Source organism: Lentzea xerophila, assembly GCF_051094245.1.
Classification (GTDB): domain Bacteria; phylum Actinomycetota; class Actinomycetes; order Mycobacteriales; family Pseudonocardiaceae; genus Lentzea; species Lentzea xerophila.
Window position 1 is genome coordinate 5,431,754 of record NZ_CP194934.1, and the last position, 17,746, is coordinate 5,449,499.

Consider the following 17,746-nt stretch of genomic DNA (forward strand, 5'->3'; position numbering starts at 1 on the left):
GGCTTCGGCAGATGGTTCTGCCAATCCTAGCGACCCAACCAAGCGCTTGCTAGACTGAGTTGATCCCGTCGTTCAGGAGGATGCTCCCCATGGCCGAGGCCTATCTCGTCGAGGCGGTACGCACACCCGTGACCAGACGTGGCGGCGCGCTCGCCCACGTACACCCCGCAGACCTGGGCGCACACGTGCTCGCCGGCCTGATGCAGCGGTCGGGCGTCGACCCCGCCGCGGTGGACGACGTGGTGATGGGCTGCGTCGACACCATCGGCCCGCAGGCGGGCTGCATCGCACGTACCTCGTGGCTCGCCGCCGGGCTGCCCGACCACGTGCCCGGCGTGACGGTCGACCGGCAGTGCGGTTCGTCCCAGCAGGCGGTGCACTTCGCCGCGCAGGCCGTGCTGAGCGGCACGGCGGACGTCGTGGTGGCGGCAGGCGCGCAGAACATGAGCGCCATCCCGATCTCGGCGGCGATGACCGCCGGACAGCAGTTCGGCTTCCCCGACCCGTTCACCGGGTCAGCGGGCTGGCAGCGGCGGTACGGCAACGCCGAGATCTCCCAGTTCCGTTCGGCGGAGATGATCGCGAGCAAGTGGCACACCTCCCGCGAGGCCATGGAGGCGTTCGCGCTGCGCAGCCACCAGCGCGCCGTCGAGGCCGTCGGCGCCGGGTGGTTCGACCAGGAGATCCTGCCGCTGGGTGAGGCCACCGCCGACAGCTGCCCGCGGCCGGACACCTCGGCCGAGAAGATGGCCGCGCTGGCGCCACTGGAGGAGGGCGGCAGCATCACCGCGGCCATGGCCAGTCAGATCAGCGACGGCGCGGCGGCGTTGCTGGTGATGTCCGAGCAGGCCGTGCGCGACCACGGTGTGACGCCGCGGGCACGTATCCACCACCTGTCGGTGTCGGCGGCGGACCCGGTGTGGATGCTCACCGCGCCGATCCCGGCGACCGCCCGCGCACTGGCCAGGACCGGGCTCACCATCGACGACATCGACCTCGTGGAGATCAACGAGGCGTTCGCGCCGGTGGTCATGGCGTGGCTGGCCGAGACCGGGGCCGATCCGGCTCGGGTCAACGCCGGCGGCGGCGCGATCGCGCTCGGGCACCCGCTCGGCGCGACCGGGGCCCGGCTGATGACGACGCTCCTGCACTCGCTGGAGCGGACCGGCGGCCGGTTCGGGTTGCAGACGATGTGCGAAGGCGGCGGGCAGGCCAACGTGACGATCATCGAGCGCCTCGGATGACCGGGACGCAGCAGGGCCGGGTCGTCATCGTCACCGGCGGCACCCGTGGCATCGGCGCGGTGATCGCGCGGCGGTTCCTGGAAGAGGGCGCGGACGTGGTGGTGTGCGGACGGTCCGAGACGGCGGAGCCACCCACCGGGGGCGGTCGTTCCGCGGTCTTCGTCCAGGCGGACATCCGCCGGCCGGAGGAGGCGGAACGGGTGGTGCGGACGGCGGTCGACCGGTTCGGGCGCCTGGACGTGCTGGTGAACAACGCGGGCGGCGCGCCGCCCGCGGACAGCGCGACCGTCTCGCCCCGGTTCGTCGCCGCGGTCGTCACCCTGAACCTGCTCGCGCCGTTCTACCTGGCCCAGCCCGCCAACGCGGTGATGAAGGAGCAACCGGACGGCGGGCTGATCATCAACATCGGCAGCGTGGCCGGGCGCAACCCCTCGCCCGAGGCCGCCGCCTACTCGGCGGCCAAGGCCGGACTGACCGTGCTGACCCGCGCACTCGCCATGGACTTCGCGCCGCGGGTACGGGTGAACCAGGTGACCGTCGGGCTCGTGCAGACCGAGCTGTCGCACCTGAGCTACGGCGACGAGGCCGGCCAGGAACGGGTCGCCGCCACCGTTCCGCTGGGACGGATGGCGACCCCCGCCGACATCGCCGCCGCGTGCCTGCTGCTCGCCTCGCCCGGCGCCGGGTACGTCAACGGCGCCGAGCTGCTGGTCGACGGCGGGGGCGAGTTCCCGTCGCGCTACCTGGCGGCCCGGCGTGACGACTGAGCGGTTCCGGGAGGTCCACCACCTCGAACTGCGACTGAGCTACGCGGACTGCGACCCGGCGCGAATCCTGTACTTCGCGGCATGGTTCCCGTGGATGGAACGCGTGCACACGGAGTGGCTGTACCTCAACGACCTGCGCCAGGACACCCTGGACGAGCGGTACGGGTTCCGGACGATCACCCGTGCCGCCGAGTGCGAGTACCTGGCTCCGGCGAGCCTGTTCCAGCGCGTCCGGATCGGGCTGGGCGTGGCCCACCTGGGCCGTACCTCGTTCCGCTGGGACCTGCGCATGACGCGCCTCGACGACGGGGGGCTGGTGGCGCGCGGCTCGATGACCCTGGTGACCATCGGCACCGGCGGCTCACCGGTGCCGGTGCCCGAGCCGCTGCGATCGCTGGTGGCACAAGCCCTGCCGCGGTAGTGCGTTCGCCGGGGAACGAGACCGATGAAGGGCGCTTTCCTCCACCTGATGACGTGGAGGAAAGCGCCCTTCATCGCAACCTCTTTCAGAGGCCGATCAGCGTGGCGACCCGCGCGCGGAGCTCGGCACCGGAGCCCAGCAGCAGCTGGTTCGCCTTGCCGCGCTTGAGATAGAGGTGCGCGTCGTGTTCGAAGGTGAAGCCGATGCCGCCGTGCAGTTGCACCGACTCGGCCGCGACCGCCATCAACGCGTCGGCGCAGACCGCCTTGGCCAGCGGTGCCACGACGGTCAGCTCGCCAGAGCCCGCGGCCGCGGCGCGGACCGCGTACCAGGCCGTCGAGGTCGCGCCCGCCACGGTCACGGACAGGTCGGCGCAGCGGTGCTTCAGCGCCTGGAACGTGCCCAGCGGCTTCCCGAACTGGGTTCGGATCTTGAGGTAGTCCACGGTCAGGTCGAGGCAGGCCGAGGCCGCCGCGGCGGATTCGGCTGCCAGCGCGGTGAGGACGAGGTCGGTGAGGAGGTCCACGACCGGCCGGCCGGCGCCGAGAAGTGTGCCCGGGGTCCGGTCGAGGACGACCGTGGCGAGGGCCCGGGTGTGGTCCAGCGCGGTGCGGCGGTGACCGGTGGGCTGGTCGACCGCGTAGAGGCGCTGATCCTCGGTGACCACCAGCAGCACGTCGGTGTCCACGCCGTGGATGACGTGGTCGACGGTGCCGGTGAGATGGTCGCGGCCGGCGGCCACGGGGTGGGCGGCGATCGAGACCGACGTGCCGTCCGCGGCGATCCGCGTCAGCAGGCGGTCGGCTTCGGGCGTTCGGCAGGTGTCCAGGACGGCGGCGGCGACCAGCGTGGTGAGGAGTGGCCCTGGCACCAGCCGGCGGCCGAACTCCTCCAGCACCACGGCGGCGTCGGTGAAGTCCAGTCCCATGCCGCCGCACCGCTCCGGGACCAGGAGCGCGGTCAGGCCCAGCTCTCCCGTGACACGGCGCCACAGCGCCGGGTCGAACCCCGGTTCCGAGTGGATGGCCGCACGGACGTCGGAGTGCTTGTCCAGGAAGCCGGCCACGGTACGACGCATCTCGCGCTGTTCGGTGTCGCGCATGGTGGTGACGTTGCTCATCGCGGTTCCCTACCGGGGCAGGCCGAGGACGCGCTCGGCGATGATGTTGCGCTGCACCTCGTTGGTGCCGCCGTAGATGGTGTCCGCACGGGTGTAGAGGAACAGGCGCTGCGCGTCGGTCAGCTCGTAGGGCCCGCCCTCGGCGACGAGGGCGGACTGGCCGGCCGCGTCCACCGCGAGCTCACCCAGGTCGCGGTGCCAGTTCGACCACTGCAGCTTGGAGATCGAGGCCTCGGGGCCGGAGATGCCGTCACCCGCCGAGGTCAGGGTGCGCAGGGCGGTGAAGCGCATCACCTGGAGCCCGATCCACGCGTCGGCGACGCGGGCACGGAGGATGGGATCCGCCAGGGCCCCGTTCGCGCGGGCGGCCTCGACGACGGCGTCCAGCTCACGCTCGAACCCGATCTGCTGACCGAGGGTCGCGACGCCCCGTTCGAACCCGAGGGTCGCCATCGCCACCCGCCAGCCGTCGCCTTCCGCGCCGACCAGGTTCTCCACCCCGGTCACGGCACCGTCGAAGAACACCTCGTTGAACTCGGCGGTGCCGGTCAACTGGGTGATCGGCCGGACCTTGACCCCCGGCTGGTCCATGGGCACCAGCAGGTACGACAGGCCGCTGTGGCGAGTCGACTCCGGATCGGTGCGAACGACCGCGAAACACCAGTCGGCGATGTGCGCGAGGGACGTCCAGACCTTCTGGCCGGTGATCTCGTACTGGTCGCCGCGCCGCACCGCGCGGGCGCGGACGCCGGCCAGGTCGGAGCCGGCGCCGGGTTCCGAGTAGCCCTGGCACCACAGGACCTCGCCGCTGAGAATGCCGGGCAGGAAGCGGCGCCGCTGGTCCGGGGTACCGAACGCGAGCAACGTCGGCCCGACGAGCTGCTCGCTCATGTGGCCGAGCCTGCCGGGAGCGCCCGCCCTGGCGCACTCCTCGTGGAAGATGACCTGGCGGATCAGTGACAGCGCCCGGCCGCCCTCGCTCACCGGCCACCCGAGGCCGATCCAGCCGCCCGCGCCCAGCCGCCGCTCCCACTCCCTGCGCCGGTCGATCGCCTCGTGTTCGCTGCCAGGGCCACCGGTGCCCACGACGTCCGCGAACTCGCCGGTGAGGTGCTCTGTCAGCCAGCAGCGCACCTCGGCGCGGAACGCCTCGTCCTCCGGGGTCAAGCCCAGGTCGAAGGTCATCCGTCACGCACCGTAGACCGGCGCGGGCGGTTCGGCTTCGGCGACTAGGCCGGCGATCACGGGCCCGAGCTCCGCGGCGTCCCAGCGACGGTCGCGCACTTCGGCTCGGCCGTGCCGCCACCCGTCGGCCAGCGACACCTCGCCGCCCGCGATCTCGAACACCCGGCCGCTGACGTCGGCCTGATCGCTGCCGAGCCACGCGACGAGCGGCGAGACGTTGGCCGGGTCCATGGCATCGAACCCCTCGGCCGGTTTGGCCATCGCGTCGGCGAACACCACCTCGGTCATCGGCGTGCGTGCCGACGGCGCGATGGCGTTGACCAGGACGCCGTAGCGGGCGAACTCCACCGCGGCGATCTGGGTCAGCACGGCGATCCCGGCCTTGGCCGCCGCGTAGTTGCCCTGGCCGACGCTGCCCATCAGGCCCGCGCCCGACGAGGTGTTGACCACCCGCGCGGCGATCGGCTCGCCCGCCTTGGCCCGGTCGCGCCAGTAGGCCGCGGCGTGCCGCATGGGCGCGAAGTGGCCCTTGAGATCGACCCGCAGGACCTGGTCCCACTCCTCTTCCGACATGGTCACGAGCATCCGGTCACGGTTGATCCCGGCGTTGTTGACCAGGGTGTCCAGCCGTCCATAAGTCCGCACGGCCGTGCGGACGAGCTCCTCCGCGTACGTCCAGTCCGCCACGTCGCCGACGTGGGCCAGCGCCTCGTGCCCGGCCTCCCGCAACTCGGCCGCCAGCTGTTCCACCGCCGGGCCCACGTCGTTGAGCACCAGCCTGGCGCCCTGGCGGGCGAACTCCAGCGCGTGGGCGCGGCCGAGCCCCTGTCCCGCGCCGGTGACGATCACCGACCGTCCGGCGCACATCCCGGTCATTCCCAGCCACCTCACAACGTCGTCGTCGATCTCAGACAACCACACGCCACATTGCCACGCAAGCAAGCGCTTGGTAGAGATGGTCACCTTGATCGCACCGACGGAAGACCGGGCACCGGATGGACATGTTCCGCGCGATGCAGCACCCGCCGTTCCGCTTGCTGTGGAGTTCCGTGCTCCTGGTCCAGATGGGCTACTGGTTCACCACGATCGCGTTCCAGTGGGAGGTCGCTCACCGCACCGGCAACGACTCGACCGCACTGGGCGTGCTCTACTTCGCCGCTTTCGCGCCCTACCTGCTGTTCTCACTGCCCGCCGGCGCCCTCGCGGACAGCCGGGACCGGCGCACCCTGTTGCTGACCGCGCTGAGCTGCTCGATCGCCCTCGCCGCGGTGTGCGTCGTCCTGTCGTTCCTCGACGCGATGTCGATGTGGACCGTGCTGCCCCTGACGTTCCTGGCGGGCTGCGTGGTCACCGTGGTGTCGCCCGCCAACCAGGCACTGCCCGCGAACGCGGTGCCGGCCGCCGACCTGGGCAGCGCCGTGCCCCTGCAGTCGATGGGCCTGAACCTCGCCCGGATCGCCGGACCGGCGCTGGCCGGACCGGTGCTGCTGCTCTCCGGGTCGACGGCGGCCTTCGGCGTGTACGCGCTGACCTGCGTCGGTGCCACCCTGCTGGCGTCAAGGCTGCGCGTGCGGCGCGTTCCGCTGCCCGACCTGCGGGAGAGCACCCTGCGGCGAGTCATGGCGGGCATCACACACGCCCGAGCCCGGCCGCCCGCGATGATCGCCCTGGCCGTGGTCGCGGTGACCTCGGTGTTCGGGTCGGCGTTCCAGTCCCAGCTTCCGGTGCTGGGCGCACGGGTCGCCGCGGACGGCGACGCGGCGTTCCTGGCACTGGTGGTGACCGGCGGAGTCGGCTCACTGCTCGGCGTCATCACCGTGGCACGCCGCCGCCGGCCGATCACCCTCGCGTCCTCCGCGAGGCAGTTGGCGGTGCTCGGCATCACCGTGGGGACGCTGGGCACGGTGCACTGGTTCCCGTTGATGATGCTGCTTCTCGGCCTGGCGGGCGGGCTGACGTTCTCGATCATGACGTCGATCAACACGATGCTCCAGCACGTGGTGGAGGACGGCCAGCGGGGACGCGTGCTCAGCCTGTACTTCCTGTGCTGGGGCGGTCTGCTGCCGTTCGGCGGCCTCGGCATCGGCTCGCTGATCGACGCGGTGGGGGCCGGGTTCGCGTTCGCCGCCGCGGGCGCGGTGGCCGCGGTGGCGGGCGTCGCGATCGCGTGGCGCGACGGGAGGCGCGACCTTTGACGCAGGCGTATCAGGCCCCTAACATCCAACCAAGCGCTTGTTCAACTGGAGGTGGCGTGGACTTCGCGACACGGACGGGCATGGCCGTCGTGACCGGCGGAACCGGCGGGTTGGGCGCGGCGATCTGCCGCCTGTTCGCGGAGCGGGGCTCGGCGGTCGCGCTCACCTACCGCGCCAACCGCGCGGCAGCGGACGCACTGGTCGCCGATCTGACCAGACTGGGCGTGGACGCCCGAGCCGAGCAGGCCGACCTCTCCGACGCGGCGCGGACCGCGGCCGTCCTGCAGGGGTTCGGTGAGATCCACACCGTCGTGCACGCGGCTGGTCCCCACATCCCGATGGTGCACCTGTCCACAGTGTCGCCCGACAGGTACGCGGCCCAGCTCGACCAGGAAGCCGCCGCCTTCTTCAACGTCGTCCACGCGACACTGCCCGCGTTGCGCCGGTCCGGCGGCAACGTGGTCGCGGTGACGACGGCGGCCACCACCCGTTACCCGGTCCGCGACGGGCTCTCCAGCGGCACCAAGGCCGCGGTCGAGGCCCTGGTACGCGCGTTCGCCGCCGAGGAGGGCCGGTACGGCGTGCGGTTCAACAGCGTCGGCCCGGGCATGCTCACCGACGGCATGGCCGAACGGCTGATCAGCTCCGGCGAACTGGACGAGCGGGCGCTGGCCATCACCCGGGCCAACATCCCGTTGCGCCGGTTCGGCGCCGCGGCCGACATCGCCGAGGCGGTCGCCTTCCTGGCCTCGGACCGGGCCGGGTTCATCACCGGGCAGAAGCTCGACGTGGACGGCGGCTATGGAGTCTGACGTGCGCCGGCTGCTGGTCGAACACGAGATCAGCAGAACGTTGCTGCGCTACTGCCGTGGCGTCGACGGGATGGACGAAGCCCTGGTGCGCAGCGCGTTTCACCCGGACGCGTCGATCCGCATGGGCGGCTTCGACGGCGGCGTGGACGAGTTCGTCGCCTTCCTGTGGAAGGTGATCAGCCGCCGCACCATGACCATGCACTACCTGACCAACACCTCGGTCGGCTTCGGCCCGGCCGGCGCGGACGTGGAGTCCTACGGCATCGCTGTTCAGGGTGGCGTGGGAACGCCGCCCAAGGGAAACGTGCTCACCGGGTTCCGCCACCTCGACCGGTTCACCGAGCGCGACGGCCGGTGGCTGGTCACCGAGCGCACCGCCCGCACGGAGTGGAACAGGGCCGACCACCTGTCGGGGCCATGGTCCCTGCCGGACGGTGTCCAGCCGAGCATCAGGCACCAAGAAGGAGCGCGATGAACGCCAGTCCACAGTTCGGTTTCAGCCCCGGCGACGTCGTGGTGGTCACCGGCGCGGCCAGCGGGATCGGGCGGGCCACCGCACGCCAGGCAGCCGGGGCAGGCCTGACCGTCGCGGCCTGGGACCTCGACGGGGAAGGCGCCGCCGCCACCGTCACGGAGATCACCGAGGCCGGCGGGACGGCGCTGGCCGTGACCGCCGACGTCAGCGTGGCCGACCAGGTGGACGAGGGGTTCGCGCGCAGCCGTGAGCTGGGGACCGTCCGCTACCTGGTCAACAACGCGGGTCCGTCGTCGGCCGTCGAGCTGGACTTCGACGAGGCGCTGCGGATCTCGGTCGGCAGCATGCGGCGGATGGTCGGGACGTTCCTCTCCCCCGCGCCCGCCGGCGCGGCGGTGGTGAACATCGCCTCGGTGGCGGGCAACGTGATCGGCACCGCGTCCGACTGGTACTGCGCGAGCAAGTCCGCCGTCGCCGGGTACACGAGGCACCTCGCCGCGTACCGGAGCCACGAGGTACGGGCCAACTCGGTCGCGCCGGGCATGACCGACACGCCCCGGCTGGCCGGTTTCGCGGCGAGCGAGGTCGGGCAGCGGGCGCTGGAGCGCGTTCCCCTGCACCGGATGGGCACGCCGGAGGAGATCGGCTGGGCGGTGCTGTTCCTGTTGTCCCCCTTGGCTTCCTACGTGAACGGCGTGTTCCTGCCGGTCGACGGCGGCTGGACGGTCACCCAGTGACGCGGCCGGACCACGACCTGATTCGTGAAGTGGTGTCGCGGTACTGCCGCGGCGTCGACCGGCTGGACCTCGATCTGGTGCGGTCGGCGTACCACTCCGGCGCGATCGACCACCACACCGGGTTCGACGGGACCGTGGACGAGTACCTGACGTGGGTCGGCGCGGCGTTGCGCCGGCTCTCGGGAACCATGCACACCATCGGCAACCACCTGGCCGAGGTGTCCGGCGACGTCGCGGTCAGCGAGACCTACGGCACCGCCGCGCACTGGGGTGAGCCCGCCGACGATCCCCGCCGCAACTTCACCACCGGGTTCCGGTACGTCGACCTGATGACGCGGGAGGCAGGCCGGTGGGCGATCCGCGAGCGCTGGGCCGTGCGCGAGTGGACCCGGTCGGACGCCGGACGGCTGATCGCCAAGGAGGGCGCCGGGCCGTCCGGAGCCCGTGACCGCACCGATCCGCTGTACCTGGCGCAGGACATCGCCCGCCGCCTCGAGTAGGACGCGCCGGGCGGCCGCGCGCGGCACCGCGTCAGGCTTGCCGCGCGCAGCACCGCGCCAACCCGGCCCGCACCCGGCACCACGTCAGGTCCGGAATCGACGGCCCGCGTTGTCCCGCACCACAACCGCACGGTCGAGCCCGCTACGGGCCGCCGCGGCAGCGAGGTTGCCGGCGGTCACCCGGACCGGCCCCGCGCCCAGGTGCGCCAGTCCCTCCTCGGCCACGGCGTCGGCGTCGTCGGCGTCCGCCAGGCTGAGTCCCGCGCGCCGCATCGCCGGGGTGTCGGTCAGGCCGAGCACGAGCTCGAGCACGTCCACGCCGTGGGGCTGGAGCTCGAGCCACAACCCTTCCGCGAAGATGCGGCCGAACGCCTTGGCGGCGGCATAGACACCGATCCCAGCGTGCTGTTCGACGAACTGTCCGTGACCGGACGGCAGGAGTCCGTGGACGGTCGCAAGATCTACTCGGCCGGGACCATCAGCGCGGGCGGCAGCCTGGCCGTGTCCGCCGAAGGACTGTTCGTCCGGCCGCGCGAGGAGTCCGGCCGATGAGCACGCTGGCCGGCCAGGGCGCGTTGGTCACCGGCGGTGCGGGCGGCTTCGGCGCTGCGTGCGCCCGAGCCTTGGCCGCCGATGGTGCGGCGGTGGTGTTGTTCGGACGCACGGAGTCCGCGCTGCGTGCGACGGCCGAACGGATCACCGGCGAACTGCCGGACGCGCCCGAGGTGCGCTGGGTCGCGGGCGATGCCGAGTCCGAAGAGGACGTCCGGGAGGCCGTGGCCGTCGCCGACGGGACCCCGTTGCGCATCGCGGTCGCCACGGTCGGTGGCAGCACGGTCGCACCGGTCATGGCGCTCGACCAGCGGACCCTCGAACACGACCTCCGGCGGAACGTGGTGAGCGCGCTGCACGTGATCCGGCACGGCGCGGCCGCGATGGCGCGGCACGGTGGCGGGTCGATCGTGTGCACCTCCTCCAGCGCGGGCGGCTGCTCGTTCCCCTTCCTGCCGTCCTACTCGGTCGCCAAGGCGGCGCTGGAAGCACTGGTCCGGGTGTCCGCCGACGAGTTGGGCGCGCTCGGTGTCCGGGTCAACGCGGTCCGCCCCGGACTGGTGCCGACCACCGCGGCGAAGCCCGGACTGCTGGTCGCCGACGCGGAGCAGCGAGCCGTCGTGCTGCGGGAGAAGCCGCTGGCGCGGGTCGGCACGGTGGAGGACATCGCGGCGGCGGTGCGCCACCTGGCCGGGCCGGAGTCCGCCTGGACGACCGGCGTGGCGTTGCCGGTGGAGGGTGGCTCGCACCTGCGGCGCGCGCCGAGCCTGGAGAAGCTGGCCCGTTCCGTCCTCGGTGACGAGGCCGTCGACCGGGCCCTCACCGGCCTGCTGCCGGGGTGAGCCGTGGAACTCGTCACCACGCTGCCCGCGGACACGAACCTGGCCGACGTGCGGCAGGCCGTCCACCGCATAGAACGTCTCGGCTTCGACACCGTGCACATCCCGGAAACGGTGCACGACTCGCTGGCGGTCGCGCTGCTGGCGGTGGAGCACAGCAGCCGGTTGACCGTGCGCACCAGCATGACCCTGGCGTTCCCCCGCAGTCCGATGATCACCGCCTACGCGGCCTGGGACCTCACCCGGTTCTCCGGCGGCCGGTTCCAGCTCGGCCTGGCCACCCAGGTGCGGGGCAACATCGTCGGGCGGTTCTCGGTGCCGTGGTCCGCGCCCGCGGAGCGGCTCGCCGACTACGTCCGTGCGCTGCGCGCGATCTTCCACTCCTTCGAACACTCGACGCCGTTGTCCCACGACGGCAGCCACTACCGGTTCGACCGGCTGCAGCCGTACTTCAACCCCGGCCCGTCCGGGGTGACGGCGCCCGAGATCTGGACCGGTGGGGTGAACCGGCGGGTGTGCGAGGTGGCGGGCGCCGTGGCGGACGGGTTCGTCACCCATGCCACCAACTCGCACCCGGCCTACCTCGACGCGGAGATCCTGCCCGCCCTGACCGCCGGGGCAGCCGGGCGGGACCGTGCGCCGAAGGTCGTCGTGGTCTCCAAGTGCGTGCTCGGCGTGGACGAGGCGGCACTGGTGGCGGCCCGTGACGTGGCCCGTGCGGAGATGGCGTTCCTCTACTCCACGCCCGCCTACCGGCCGACGCTGGCGTTGCTCGGACACGAGCAGTTCGGTGAGCGACTGAGCGCATTGGTGCGCGATAGCCGCTGGACCGACCTGCCCGCGGTGCTCACCGACCGTGCGCTGACCGATCTGGTGCCTCACGGCTCCTATGCCGAACTGCCGGGCGTCCTCGCCGACTGGTACGGCGGCCGGTGCCACGGCCTGGCGATCGGACTGCCGCCCGACCAGCGGCACGACGACGCGTTCGCCCGGATGCTCGGCGACGTGCGCGAGATACCGACGGCCGGCTGACCCGGCACGAAAGGACACCTCATGCGGTTCGGACTGCTCAGCCCGATCGTCATCCGCCTGCCCGGCGCGCACTCACCGTGGGAGGCCGATGGCGGTCCGGAGGACCTCGTCGCGATCGCCGAGCACGCTGACGCGCTCGGATACCACCACATGACGTGCAGCGAGCACGTCGGCGTGCCGCGCGAGGTCGCTGAGACCCGCGGCGGTACGTACTGGAACCCGTTGGCCACACTGGCTTTCCTGGCCGCACGGACCCGGCGGTTGCGGCTGGCGACCAACGTGCTGGTGCTGGGTTACCACCATCCGCTGGAGATCGCCAAGGCGTCCGGGACGCTGGACCGGCTCAGCGGCGGCCGGGTCGTCCTCGGGATGGGCGTCGGCACGCTGGAGGAGGAGTTCGCCCTGCTCGGTGCGAACTTCGAGGACCGCGGATCGCGTGCCGACGACGCCCTGCGCGCACTGCGCGCGGCGTGGGCCACGCCGGTCCCCGACTACGACGGACCGCACTTCTCGTTCCACGACTTCGTGGTCGACCCGCATGCCGTCCAGCCGCACGTCCCGGTGTGGATCGGCGGGCGCACCCGGCGGTCGCTGCGCCGCGCCGTGGAACTGGGCGACGGCTGGATGCCGTTCGGACTGAGCGGCGACGAGATGGCGTCCCTGCTGAGCGGGTTCGACCTGCCCGACGACTTCCAGGTGGTGCTGCAGCCTGCCGCGCTGGACCCGCTCGGCGATCCGGACGGCACCAGGCGCCGAGTCGACGCGGCCGCGAAAGCGGGCGCGACCCTGGTGAACGCCAAGTTCGAAGCGCGCGACCGGAACCACTACCTGGACCAGATGACCGCGTTCACGCGGCTCTACCCCGACGCTTGGCCGAAGGAGTCCCATTGACCGACATCAACGACCGTCTCGCAATCCTTGAACAGCGACTCAACGACGCGGAGGATCGGTTGGCACTGCTCCAGATCGTCGCCGCCTACGGTCCCGCGGTCGACAGCGGCTCGGCCGGGGTCACCGCCGGGATGTGGACGGAGGACGGCGTCTACGACACGTTCCCGGTGGTGCTGAAGGGTCGTGCGGCGATCTCGGACATGGTCACGGGCGAACGCCATCAGGGCCTGATCCACTCCGGGGCCGCGCACCTGGTCGGCATCCCGCACATCCGGCTGGACGGCGACCGAGCGGTGGTGACGACCTATTCGCAACTGGTGCTGCGCAACGCCGACACGGACGGCTACCGGATCTGGCGCACCGGCGTGAACCGCTGGGAGTTCACCCGGACCGCCGACGGCTGGCAGGTGGTGAACCGGGTCAACCGGCAGCTGGACGGGACGCCGGAAGGCCGTGACCTGATCGCGGCGGCGGTCGATCCCGCCCAGCGCTGACCCGGTCGGCCGGGTCAGGCCTCGTTGGGCAGGTTCGTCCAGCCCTTGCGGTCGGCCCGGCCGTACCAACCGGACGCGGCCAGCGTGCCGCCGTCGACCGGGATGGTGTGGCCGGTGACGAACCGCGCGTCGTCGGAGGCGAGGAACTCCACGACGGCCGCGTAGTCGTCCGGCCGACCGAACCGGCCGAGCGGCACCCAGCTGCGGACCAGCTCCGGGTCACGGCCCTTGAGCATGAGCTCCGCCGGGGTCTGCGGGGTGTCGGCCAGGTCGGGCGCGATCGCGTTGACCCGGACGCCGTGCTGCGCCACGTCCACCGCGAGGCTCTTCGTGAACGCGATCACGCCGGCGTTGAAGGCGGCGTACGCGGCCGCGTACGGGATGCCGCGGAACGCCTCGACGGTCGAGTTGTTGATCACCACGCCGGATTTCCTCGCCACCATCGACGGCAGCAGCGCGTGGCACATGCGCAACACGTGCAGCAGGTTCAGCTCGTAGAGCAGCTGCCACTGGTCCTCGGTGCTGTGCAGGAAGGTGCGGGCCGCCGGGCGGAAGTCGCCGACGTTGTTGACCAGCACGTCCACCCGGCCGTCCGCCACCGCCAGCGCCGTGTCGCGGACGTTGGTGACGACGTCGGGATGGCGAATGTCGCCGACCACGGTGACGCACCCACCACCTGCCGCGACGATGTCGGCGTGGGTCGCCCGGGCCGCCTCGGCGTCGATGTCGTTGAGCACGACGTGCGCGCCCGCCCTGGCCAGCCGCCTGCTGATGCCTCCGCCGATCCCCAGCGCACCGCCGGTGACCACCGCGACCTGGCCGGACAACTTTCCGCCGCCGTTCACCGCTCCCTCATTCCGCGCACCGGGCGCGTCTCGATCCACTGGACGTCCACCGAGCGCCGGCCGAACAGCCAGCGCCCGGACTCGCGGCGGTAACTGTCCTGGTAGCGCAGGTGCCAGACGAGGTTCCCGCGTTCACCGACGTGGTTGGCCACGCAGGTGACGGTGCCGGTGGCGTCCGGCTCGATCACGTGGCCGACGATCGCGTGCAGGGTGATGGGGAACGTGATCAGCACGTCCAACGCCGCTCGGATCTCCTCGCGCCCGGTGAGCACCCGCACCGGGGCGAGGTCGCCGGGCGGGTCCGGCAGGCACAACCGGCCGTCCTCGGTGAACAGGCCGGCCACGTCACCGAACCGCCGCTGGTCGACGTACAGGGCGTACCGCGCGACCAGGTCGGCGATGCCCAGCCGATCACGTTCGCCGACCGTCACGGCACCAGCCCGAGCCGGTCGGCGCAGGCGGACAGCTCGTCCTTGACCCGCGCCAGATCCGCTGTAGGGCTCGCGGTCAACAGGACGCGGTTCGCGCCGAGCTCTCCGAGCCGCCCGGCCTTCTCGGTGGTCACCTTGCCCAGTGAATGGCCGAGGGTGAGCTCCAGCCGCCCGGGGTCGCGCCCCGCCTTCTCGGCTTCCTCCCGCATCAGGTCGACCAGCGCACGGAGGTCGGCTCCAGCCACACCGAGGGGCTGGAGCCCGTCACCGCGCCGCCCCGCACGCCGGGCCGCGGCCCGCGAGTGCCCGCCGATGTGGATCGGAACACCACGCGGAGCGACGGGTTTCGGGTAGCTCATGGCGTGGTCGAACTGGAAGAACTCACCGTGGTACGCGGCGCCGGACGGTCCGGTGTCCGCCCACAGGGCGCGCATGACGTCGATCTGCTCGTCGGCACGGCGGCCCCTGCTCGCGAAGTCCACCCCGCACGCCTCGATCTCCTCCTTCATCCAGCCCATCCCGACGCAGAGCCGCAACCGCCCACCGGACAGGGCGTCCACGGTCGCCGCCCGCTTCGCCAGCACGACCGGGTGGTGGTTGGGCAGCACGAGCACGCCGGTCGCCAGGCCGATCCGCGTCGTCCGCCCGGCCAGGAACGCGAGCAGATCGAGCGGGTCGGGGATCGGGCAGTCGTCGTCCAGGTCCATCCGCCCCGAGCCGGCGTACGGGTAGGTGCTCGAGTACGCGCTGATCACCACGGCGTGCTCGACCACGACGATGGACTCGAACCCGCAGTCCTCGGCGTGCCGGGCGAACTCGCCCATCCATTCCGGTTCGGCGGTGACCCTCGCGCCGACCGGCGCTAGCACGGCGAACTCCATACCCACCCCTCCACCATCAAGCAAGCATTTGCTTGGTCAGTGACCGTAACACCCGCTCGCTCGGTGCGGCAATCCCCGCTCCCACTGGACGCCCCGCTGCCACGCCGGCAGGTTCGCCGCCACACGTCCAGGCGTTCATTCCAGACCGGCAGTACGAACGTTCGCGAGAAATCGTGCGATGACTGCCCTCGGCGCCAGACGGGGCCCATGTCAGGTGAACGCCCGACATTGGAGGGTGACCGGGCGGCTTAATGTCACCGTCGTAAACGGACTGGGGGTTCCAGGACGAGAGGGGTCTGATCGCGACCATCCATGTGGTCACGATCAGAGGATTTGTGCGCTGCGCGCCTTTTCCTTGGGTTCACTGTCCGCCGGTTACGAAGTGGAGTAACACACATGCCCAGAATCGGGCGAATTCTCGCCTCGTCCATGGCGGCCACCGTGGTGGCAGGAACGGCAATGGCGAGCCTGCTCGTCGCGCCCGCCCAGGCCGCGGAGACGGACCCGTCGAGCACGGTCGGTATCGCTTCCTCCGACGACGGCGCCTGCACGACGAAGAAGACGGTCGGGAACGGGAGGAACAAGGGGGACATCTTCCACTCCTACGCCAAGACCACCGTGTTCAAGCACAACCACGTCGGCATCTACTACACGACGAAGACGATCGTGGAAGCACCTGGCTCGGGCCAGAAGAGCAGGTCCGTCACGGCGTCCACGCTCAAAAAGTGCGGCCCCATCTACAAGATGTACGTCGACACCAAGCAGGCCAACCGCGACAAGGCAGCCAACCACGCCTACAACAACTTCCGCGGCCTGCCGTACGACTCGAACTTCGTCGACAACAAGGACAACAGCAACGGGAAGCTGAACTGCTCCGAGCTGGTGTGGAAGGCGTACAAGCACGGCGCCAAGATCGACCTGGACAGCAACGGCGGCGAAGGCGTCTACCCCGACAACATCAAGGACCACAAGAGCACCGTGGTCTACGCGACCATCAAGTAACGACGTTCGACGAGCGGTGCGGCCTGCCGGGTGCGGGCCGCACCGCCCGCCGCCTGAGAGGATCCGGCCCGGTGCGCCTTCACGGACTCGTTGCGCTCGCTGCCTGCGCAATCATGGCCGTGACGGCCTGCACGGCGCCAGACGGCGCAGCGGAGGTGAACATCGCCGATCCCGCTGTGGTGAAGCTCGGCGACACCGCCGTCGCGTTCTACCTCAGCCCGGACACCTCCGTCGACAAACCGACGGAAGAGCGGCCCGCCTATCTGGTTCTGGTGCGGGCGGACGGCAGCACCCGGCTGATCGAGACCAGCGGCATGACCGAGCCGCACATCGCGTGGTCGGACGCAGGGCTGTTCTTCAGCGACGACACCCGCGACTACATCCTCGGCAAGGACGGCCTGGCCCGCTTCGAGAACAAGAAGGCAGGGCATCAGCAGTCGGCTTTCGCGCTGCCTGACGACAAGGGTTTCATCGCGGTCTACAACGAAGGCTTCTCCGAATCCGGCTACACCAACCAGGTAGCCGTCACCACTTCGGCCGGTTCCCAGCTCCACCAGGTCGAAGGAAACTACTTCATGAACGCGCTGTGCGGCGGCGTCCTCAACGGAATCGCCACTGATGGCGGAGCTCATTTCGCGGGCTCGGCCAAGATTCCCGGCATGCGCTCGAAGGTCGATCCCGGTGCACAGCCGGAACTGCTTTCCCAGCTGTACCCGGCAACCGGAGGACGCGAAAAGGTCCTCGCCTGGCGGGGAGTCTTCAACGCGGGAGACCACAACCGCCACGTGCCATGCCACGACGGTGTGGTCGCGTTCCTCTCCGACTACGCCGACGCCGACGGCAAGCCCCACATGACCATCGTGTCGTGGGACACCAGCAACGGCGAATACACCGAACAGCGCCTCGTCGACGTCCAGAAAAGGCCCATCGCCGAGGAACTGATCGACCCCGAGACGTTCTCCCAGAAGTCCTACGACGCACGGGCGGTCCGAGGTGGTCACCTCGAATGGCTCGCCGCCGACGGCCGGATCATGAGCACCGAAATCGCCTCCGGAATCACCGAACCGCGGTTCGACACCGGGTTCGTCTCGGGCAGCGACTCGTCCAGCCAGGCGATCTTCACGGACCGGTCGATACACCTGATCCAGGAGACGTTCGACGGCAGGACACCCATCAGGATCAAGAAGTTCGACCGCGCCACCGGAAACCTCGTCACCGAGATCGCCGTGCCCGGCCTGGCGGAACAGCTCGGCATCGAGTTCAACGTGCGGGGCACGGCCGTTCCGCCCACCGCCTGACCCGGCAGCGCGCTACACCCGGCGC

Annotated in this window: 22 protein-coding genes; 15 read left to right on the top strand and 7 right to left on the bottom strand. The window is 71.1% G+C overall.

Annotation, left to right across the window (positions count from 1 at the left end):
• Positions 1 to 89: 89 nt before the first annotated feature.
• The 3 genes from ACRSBM_RS25990 to ACRSBM_RS26000 are packed head-to-tail and all read left to right on the top strand — an operon-like array spanning position 90 to position 2,432.
• Positions 90 to 1,244 carry an acetyl-CoA C-acetyltransferase gene (locus ACRSBM_RS25990; protein WP_434446922.1) on the top strand — a complete coding sequence of 385 codons (1,155 nt, stop codon included), beginning with the start codon at positions 90 to 92 and terminating at the stop codon, positions 1,242 to 1,244.
• A complete protein-coding gene (locus ACRSBM_RS25995; RefSeq protein WP_434446924.1) occupies positions 1,241 to 2,011 on the top strand; it encodes an SDR family oxidoreductase in 771 nt (256 codons plus the stop codon). The genes ACRSBM_RS25990 and ACRSBM_RS25995 overlap by 4 nt, the downstream gene beginning before the upstream one ends.
• Positions 2,001 to 2,432: an acyl-CoA thioesterase gene (locus ACRSBM_RS26000; protein WP_434446926.1), complete on the top strand. Its 432-nt coding sequence runs from the start codon at positions 2,001 to 2,003 to the stop codon at positions 2,430 to 2,432. Before ACRSBM_RS25995 ends, ACRSBM_RS26000 begins: the two co-directional genes overlap by 11 nt.
• A gap of 85 nt (positions 2,433 to 2,517) precedes the next feature.
• On the opposite strand, the gene ACRSBM_RS26005 is transcribed toward ACRSBM_RS26000, so the two are convergent.
• The 3 genes from ACRSBM_RS26005 to ACRSBM_RS26015 are packed head-to-tail and all read right to left on the bottom strand — an operon-like array spanning position 2,518 to position 5,613.
• Positions 2,518 to 3,552 (bottom strand): acyl-CoA dehydrogenase family protein, encoded by a 1,035-nt coding sequence (locus ACRSBM_RS26005; RefSeq protein ID WP_434446928.1) that lies wholly within the window; start codon positions 3,550 to 3,552, stop codon positions 2,518 to 2,520.
• A 9-nt stretch (positions 3,553 to 3,561) separates the two neighbouring features.
• Complete coding sequence (locus tag ACRSBM_RS26010; RefSeq protein WP_434446930.1) at positions 3,562 to 4,737, bottom strand: acyl-CoA dehydrogenase family protein; 1,176 nt, start codon at positions 4,735 to 4,737, stop codon at positions 3,562 to 3,564.
• A 3-nt stretch (positions 4,738 to 4,740) separates the two neighbouring features.
• Positions 4,741 to 5,613, bottom strand: a complete 873-nt coding sequence (locus ACRSBM_RS26015) for an SDR family oxidoreductase (protein WP_434446932.1) — start codon at positions 5,611 to 5,613, stop codon at positions 4,741 to 4,743.
• Positions 5,614 to 5,732: 119 nt separating this feature from the next.
• Between ACRSBM_RS26015 and ACRSBM_RS26020 the strand changes: the two genes are divergently transcribed.
• From ACRSBM_RS26020 to ACRSBM_RS26040, 5 genes are read left to right on the top strand one after another with little or no spacing between them, the layout of a single operon-like run.
• A complete protein-coding gene (locus ACRSBM_RS26020) occupies positions 5,733 to 6,932 on the top strand; it encodes an MFS transporter (protein WP_434446933.1) in 1,200 nt (399 codons plus the stop codon).
• A 56-nt stretch (positions 6,933 to 6,988) separates the two neighbouring features.
• Complete coding sequence (locus ACRSBM_RS26025) at positions 6,989 to 7,744, top strand: SDR family NAD(P)-dependent oxidoreductase (protein WP_434446935.1); 756 nt, start codon at positions 6,989 to 6,991, stop codon at positions 7,742 to 7,744.
• Positions 7,734 to 8,219, top strand: coding sequence for a nuclear transport factor 2 family protein (locus ACRSBM_RS26030; protein ID WP_434446937.1), 486 nt, complete (start codon positions 7,734 to 7,736; stop codon positions 8,217 to 8,219). The genes ACRSBM_RS26025 and ACRSBM_RS26030 overlap by 11 nt, the downstream gene beginning before the upstream one ends.
• Positions 8,216 to 8,956 (top strand): SDR family NAD(P)-dependent oxidoreductase, encoded by a 741-nt coding sequence (locus ACRSBM_RS26035; RefSeq protein WP_434446939.1) that lies wholly within the window; start codon positions 8,216 to 8,218, stop codon positions 8,954 to 8,956. The genes ACRSBM_RS26030 and ACRSBM_RS26035 overlap by 4 nt, the downstream gene beginning before the upstream one ends.
• Positions 8,953 to 9,456, top strand: coding sequence for a nuclear transport factor 2 family protein (locus ACRSBM_RS26040; RefSeq protein ID WP_434446941.1), 504 nt, complete (start codon positions 8,953 to 8,955; stop codon positions 9,454 to 9,456). The genes ACRSBM_RS26035 and ACRSBM_RS26040 overlap by 4 nt, the downstream gene beginning before the upstream one ends.
• An 84-nt stretch (positions 9,457 to 9,540) precedes the next feature.
• On the opposite strand, the gene ACRSBM_RS26045 is transcribed toward ACRSBM_RS26040, so the two are convergent.
• The gene (locus ACRSBM_RS26045) at positions 9,541 to 9,774 is read right to left on the bottom strand and encodes a hypothetical protein (protein WP_434446943.1); all 234 of its coding nucleotides are present in this window, start codon (positions 9,772 to 9,774) and stop codon (positions 9,541 to 9,543) included.
• Between the two features lie 3 nt (positions 9,775 to 9,777).
• Between ACRSBM_RS26045 and ACRSBM_RS26050 the strand changes: the two genes are divergently transcribed.
• From ACRSBM_RS26050 to ACRSBM_RS26070, 5 genes are read left to right on the top strand one after another with little or no spacing between them, the layout of a single operon-like run.
• On the top strand, positions 9,778 to 10,008 hold the full coding sequence (locus tag ACRSBM_RS26050) for a hypothetical protein (protein WP_434446944.1): 231 nt from the start codon (positions 9,778 to 9,780) through the stop codon (positions 10,006 to 10,008).
• Positions 10,005 to 10,850: an SDR family NAD(P)-dependent oxidoreductase gene (locus ACRSBM_RS26055; protein ID WP_434446946.1), complete on the top strand. Its 846-nt coding sequence runs from the start codon at positions 10,005 to 10,007 to the stop codon at positions 10,848 to 10,850. Before ACRSBM_RS26050 ends, ACRSBM_RS26055 begins: the two co-directional genes overlap by 4 nt.
• A 3-nt stretch (positions 10,851 to 10,853) precedes the next feature.
• Positions 10,854 to 11,879 carry an LLM class flavin-dependent oxidoreductase gene (locus ACRSBM_RS26060; protein ID WP_434446948.1) on the top strand — a complete coding sequence of 342 codons (1,026 nt, stop codon included), beginning with the start codon at positions 10,854 to 10,856 and terminating at the stop codon, positions 11,877 to 11,879.
• 21 nt (positions 11,880 to 11,900) lie between these two features.
• Positions 11,901 to 12,770 carry an LLM class F420-dependent oxidoreductase gene (locus ACRSBM_RS26065; RefSeq protein ID WP_434446950.1) on the top strand — a complete coding sequence of 290 codons (870 nt, stop codon included), beginning with the start codon at positions 11,901 to 11,903 and terminating at the stop codon, positions 12,768 to 12,770.
• Between the two features lie 59 nt (positions 12,771 to 12,829).
• Positions 12,830 to 13,264, top strand: a complete 435-nt coding sequence (locus ACRSBM_RS26070; RefSeq protein ID WP_434446952.1) for a nuclear transport factor 2 family protein — start codon at positions 12,830 to 12,832, stop codon at positions 13,262 to 13,264.
• Between the two features lie 14 nt (positions 13,265 to 13,278).
• On the opposite strand, the gene ACRSBM_RS26075 is transcribed toward ACRSBM_RS26070, so the two are convergent.
• Genes ACRSBM_RS26075 through ACRSBM_RS26085 form a run of 3 tightly spaced genes read right to left on the bottom strand, consistent with a single transcriptional unit; the run spans position 13,279 to position 15,421 of the window.
• Positions 13,279 to 14,109 carry an SDR family NAD(P)-dependent oxidoreductase gene (locus tag ACRSBM_RS26075; protein ID WP_434446954.1) on the bottom strand — a complete coding sequence of 277 codons (831 nt, stop codon included), beginning with the start codon at positions 14,107 to 14,109 and terminating at the stop codon, positions 13,279 to 13,281.
• Positions 14,106 to 14,540, bottom strand: a complete 435-nt coding sequence (locus ACRSBM_RS26080; RefSeq protein WP_434446956.1) for a nuclear transport factor 2 family protein — start codon at positions 14,538 to 14,540, stop codon at positions 14,106 to 14,108. The genes ACRSBM_RS26075 and ACRSBM_RS26080 overlap by 4 nt, the downstream gene beginning before the upstream one ends.
• Positions 14,537 to 15,421 carry an LLM class F420-dependent oxidoreductase gene (locus ACRSBM_RS26085; protein WP_434446958.1) on the bottom strand — a complete coding sequence of 295 codons (885 nt, stop codon included), beginning with the start codon at positions 15,419 to 15,421 and terminating at the stop codon, positions 14,537 to 14,539. Before ACRSBM_RS26085 ends, ACRSBM_RS26080 begins: the two co-directional genes overlap by 4 nt.
• A 396-nt stretch (positions 15,422 to 15,817) precedes the next feature.
• Here ACRSBM_RS26085 and ACRSBM_RS26090 point away from each other — a divergent pair, with 396 nt between their 5' ends.
• The gene (locus tag ACRSBM_RS26090) at positions 15,818 to 16,423 is read left to right on the top strand and encodes a YiiX/YebB-like N1pC/P60 family cysteine hydrolase (protein ID WP_434446960.1); all 606 of its coding nucleotides are present in this window, start codon (positions 15,818 to 15,820) and stop codon (positions 16,421 to 16,423) included.
• A 155-nt stretch (positions 16,424 to 16,578) separates the two neighbouring features.
• Complete coding sequence (locus ACRSBM_RS26095) at positions 16,579 to 17,721, top strand: hypothetical protein (RefSeq protein WP_434446962.1); 1,143 nt, start codon at positions 16,579 to 16,581, stop codon at positions 17,719 to 17,721.
• Positions 17,722 to 17,746: the final 25 nt, after the last annotated feature.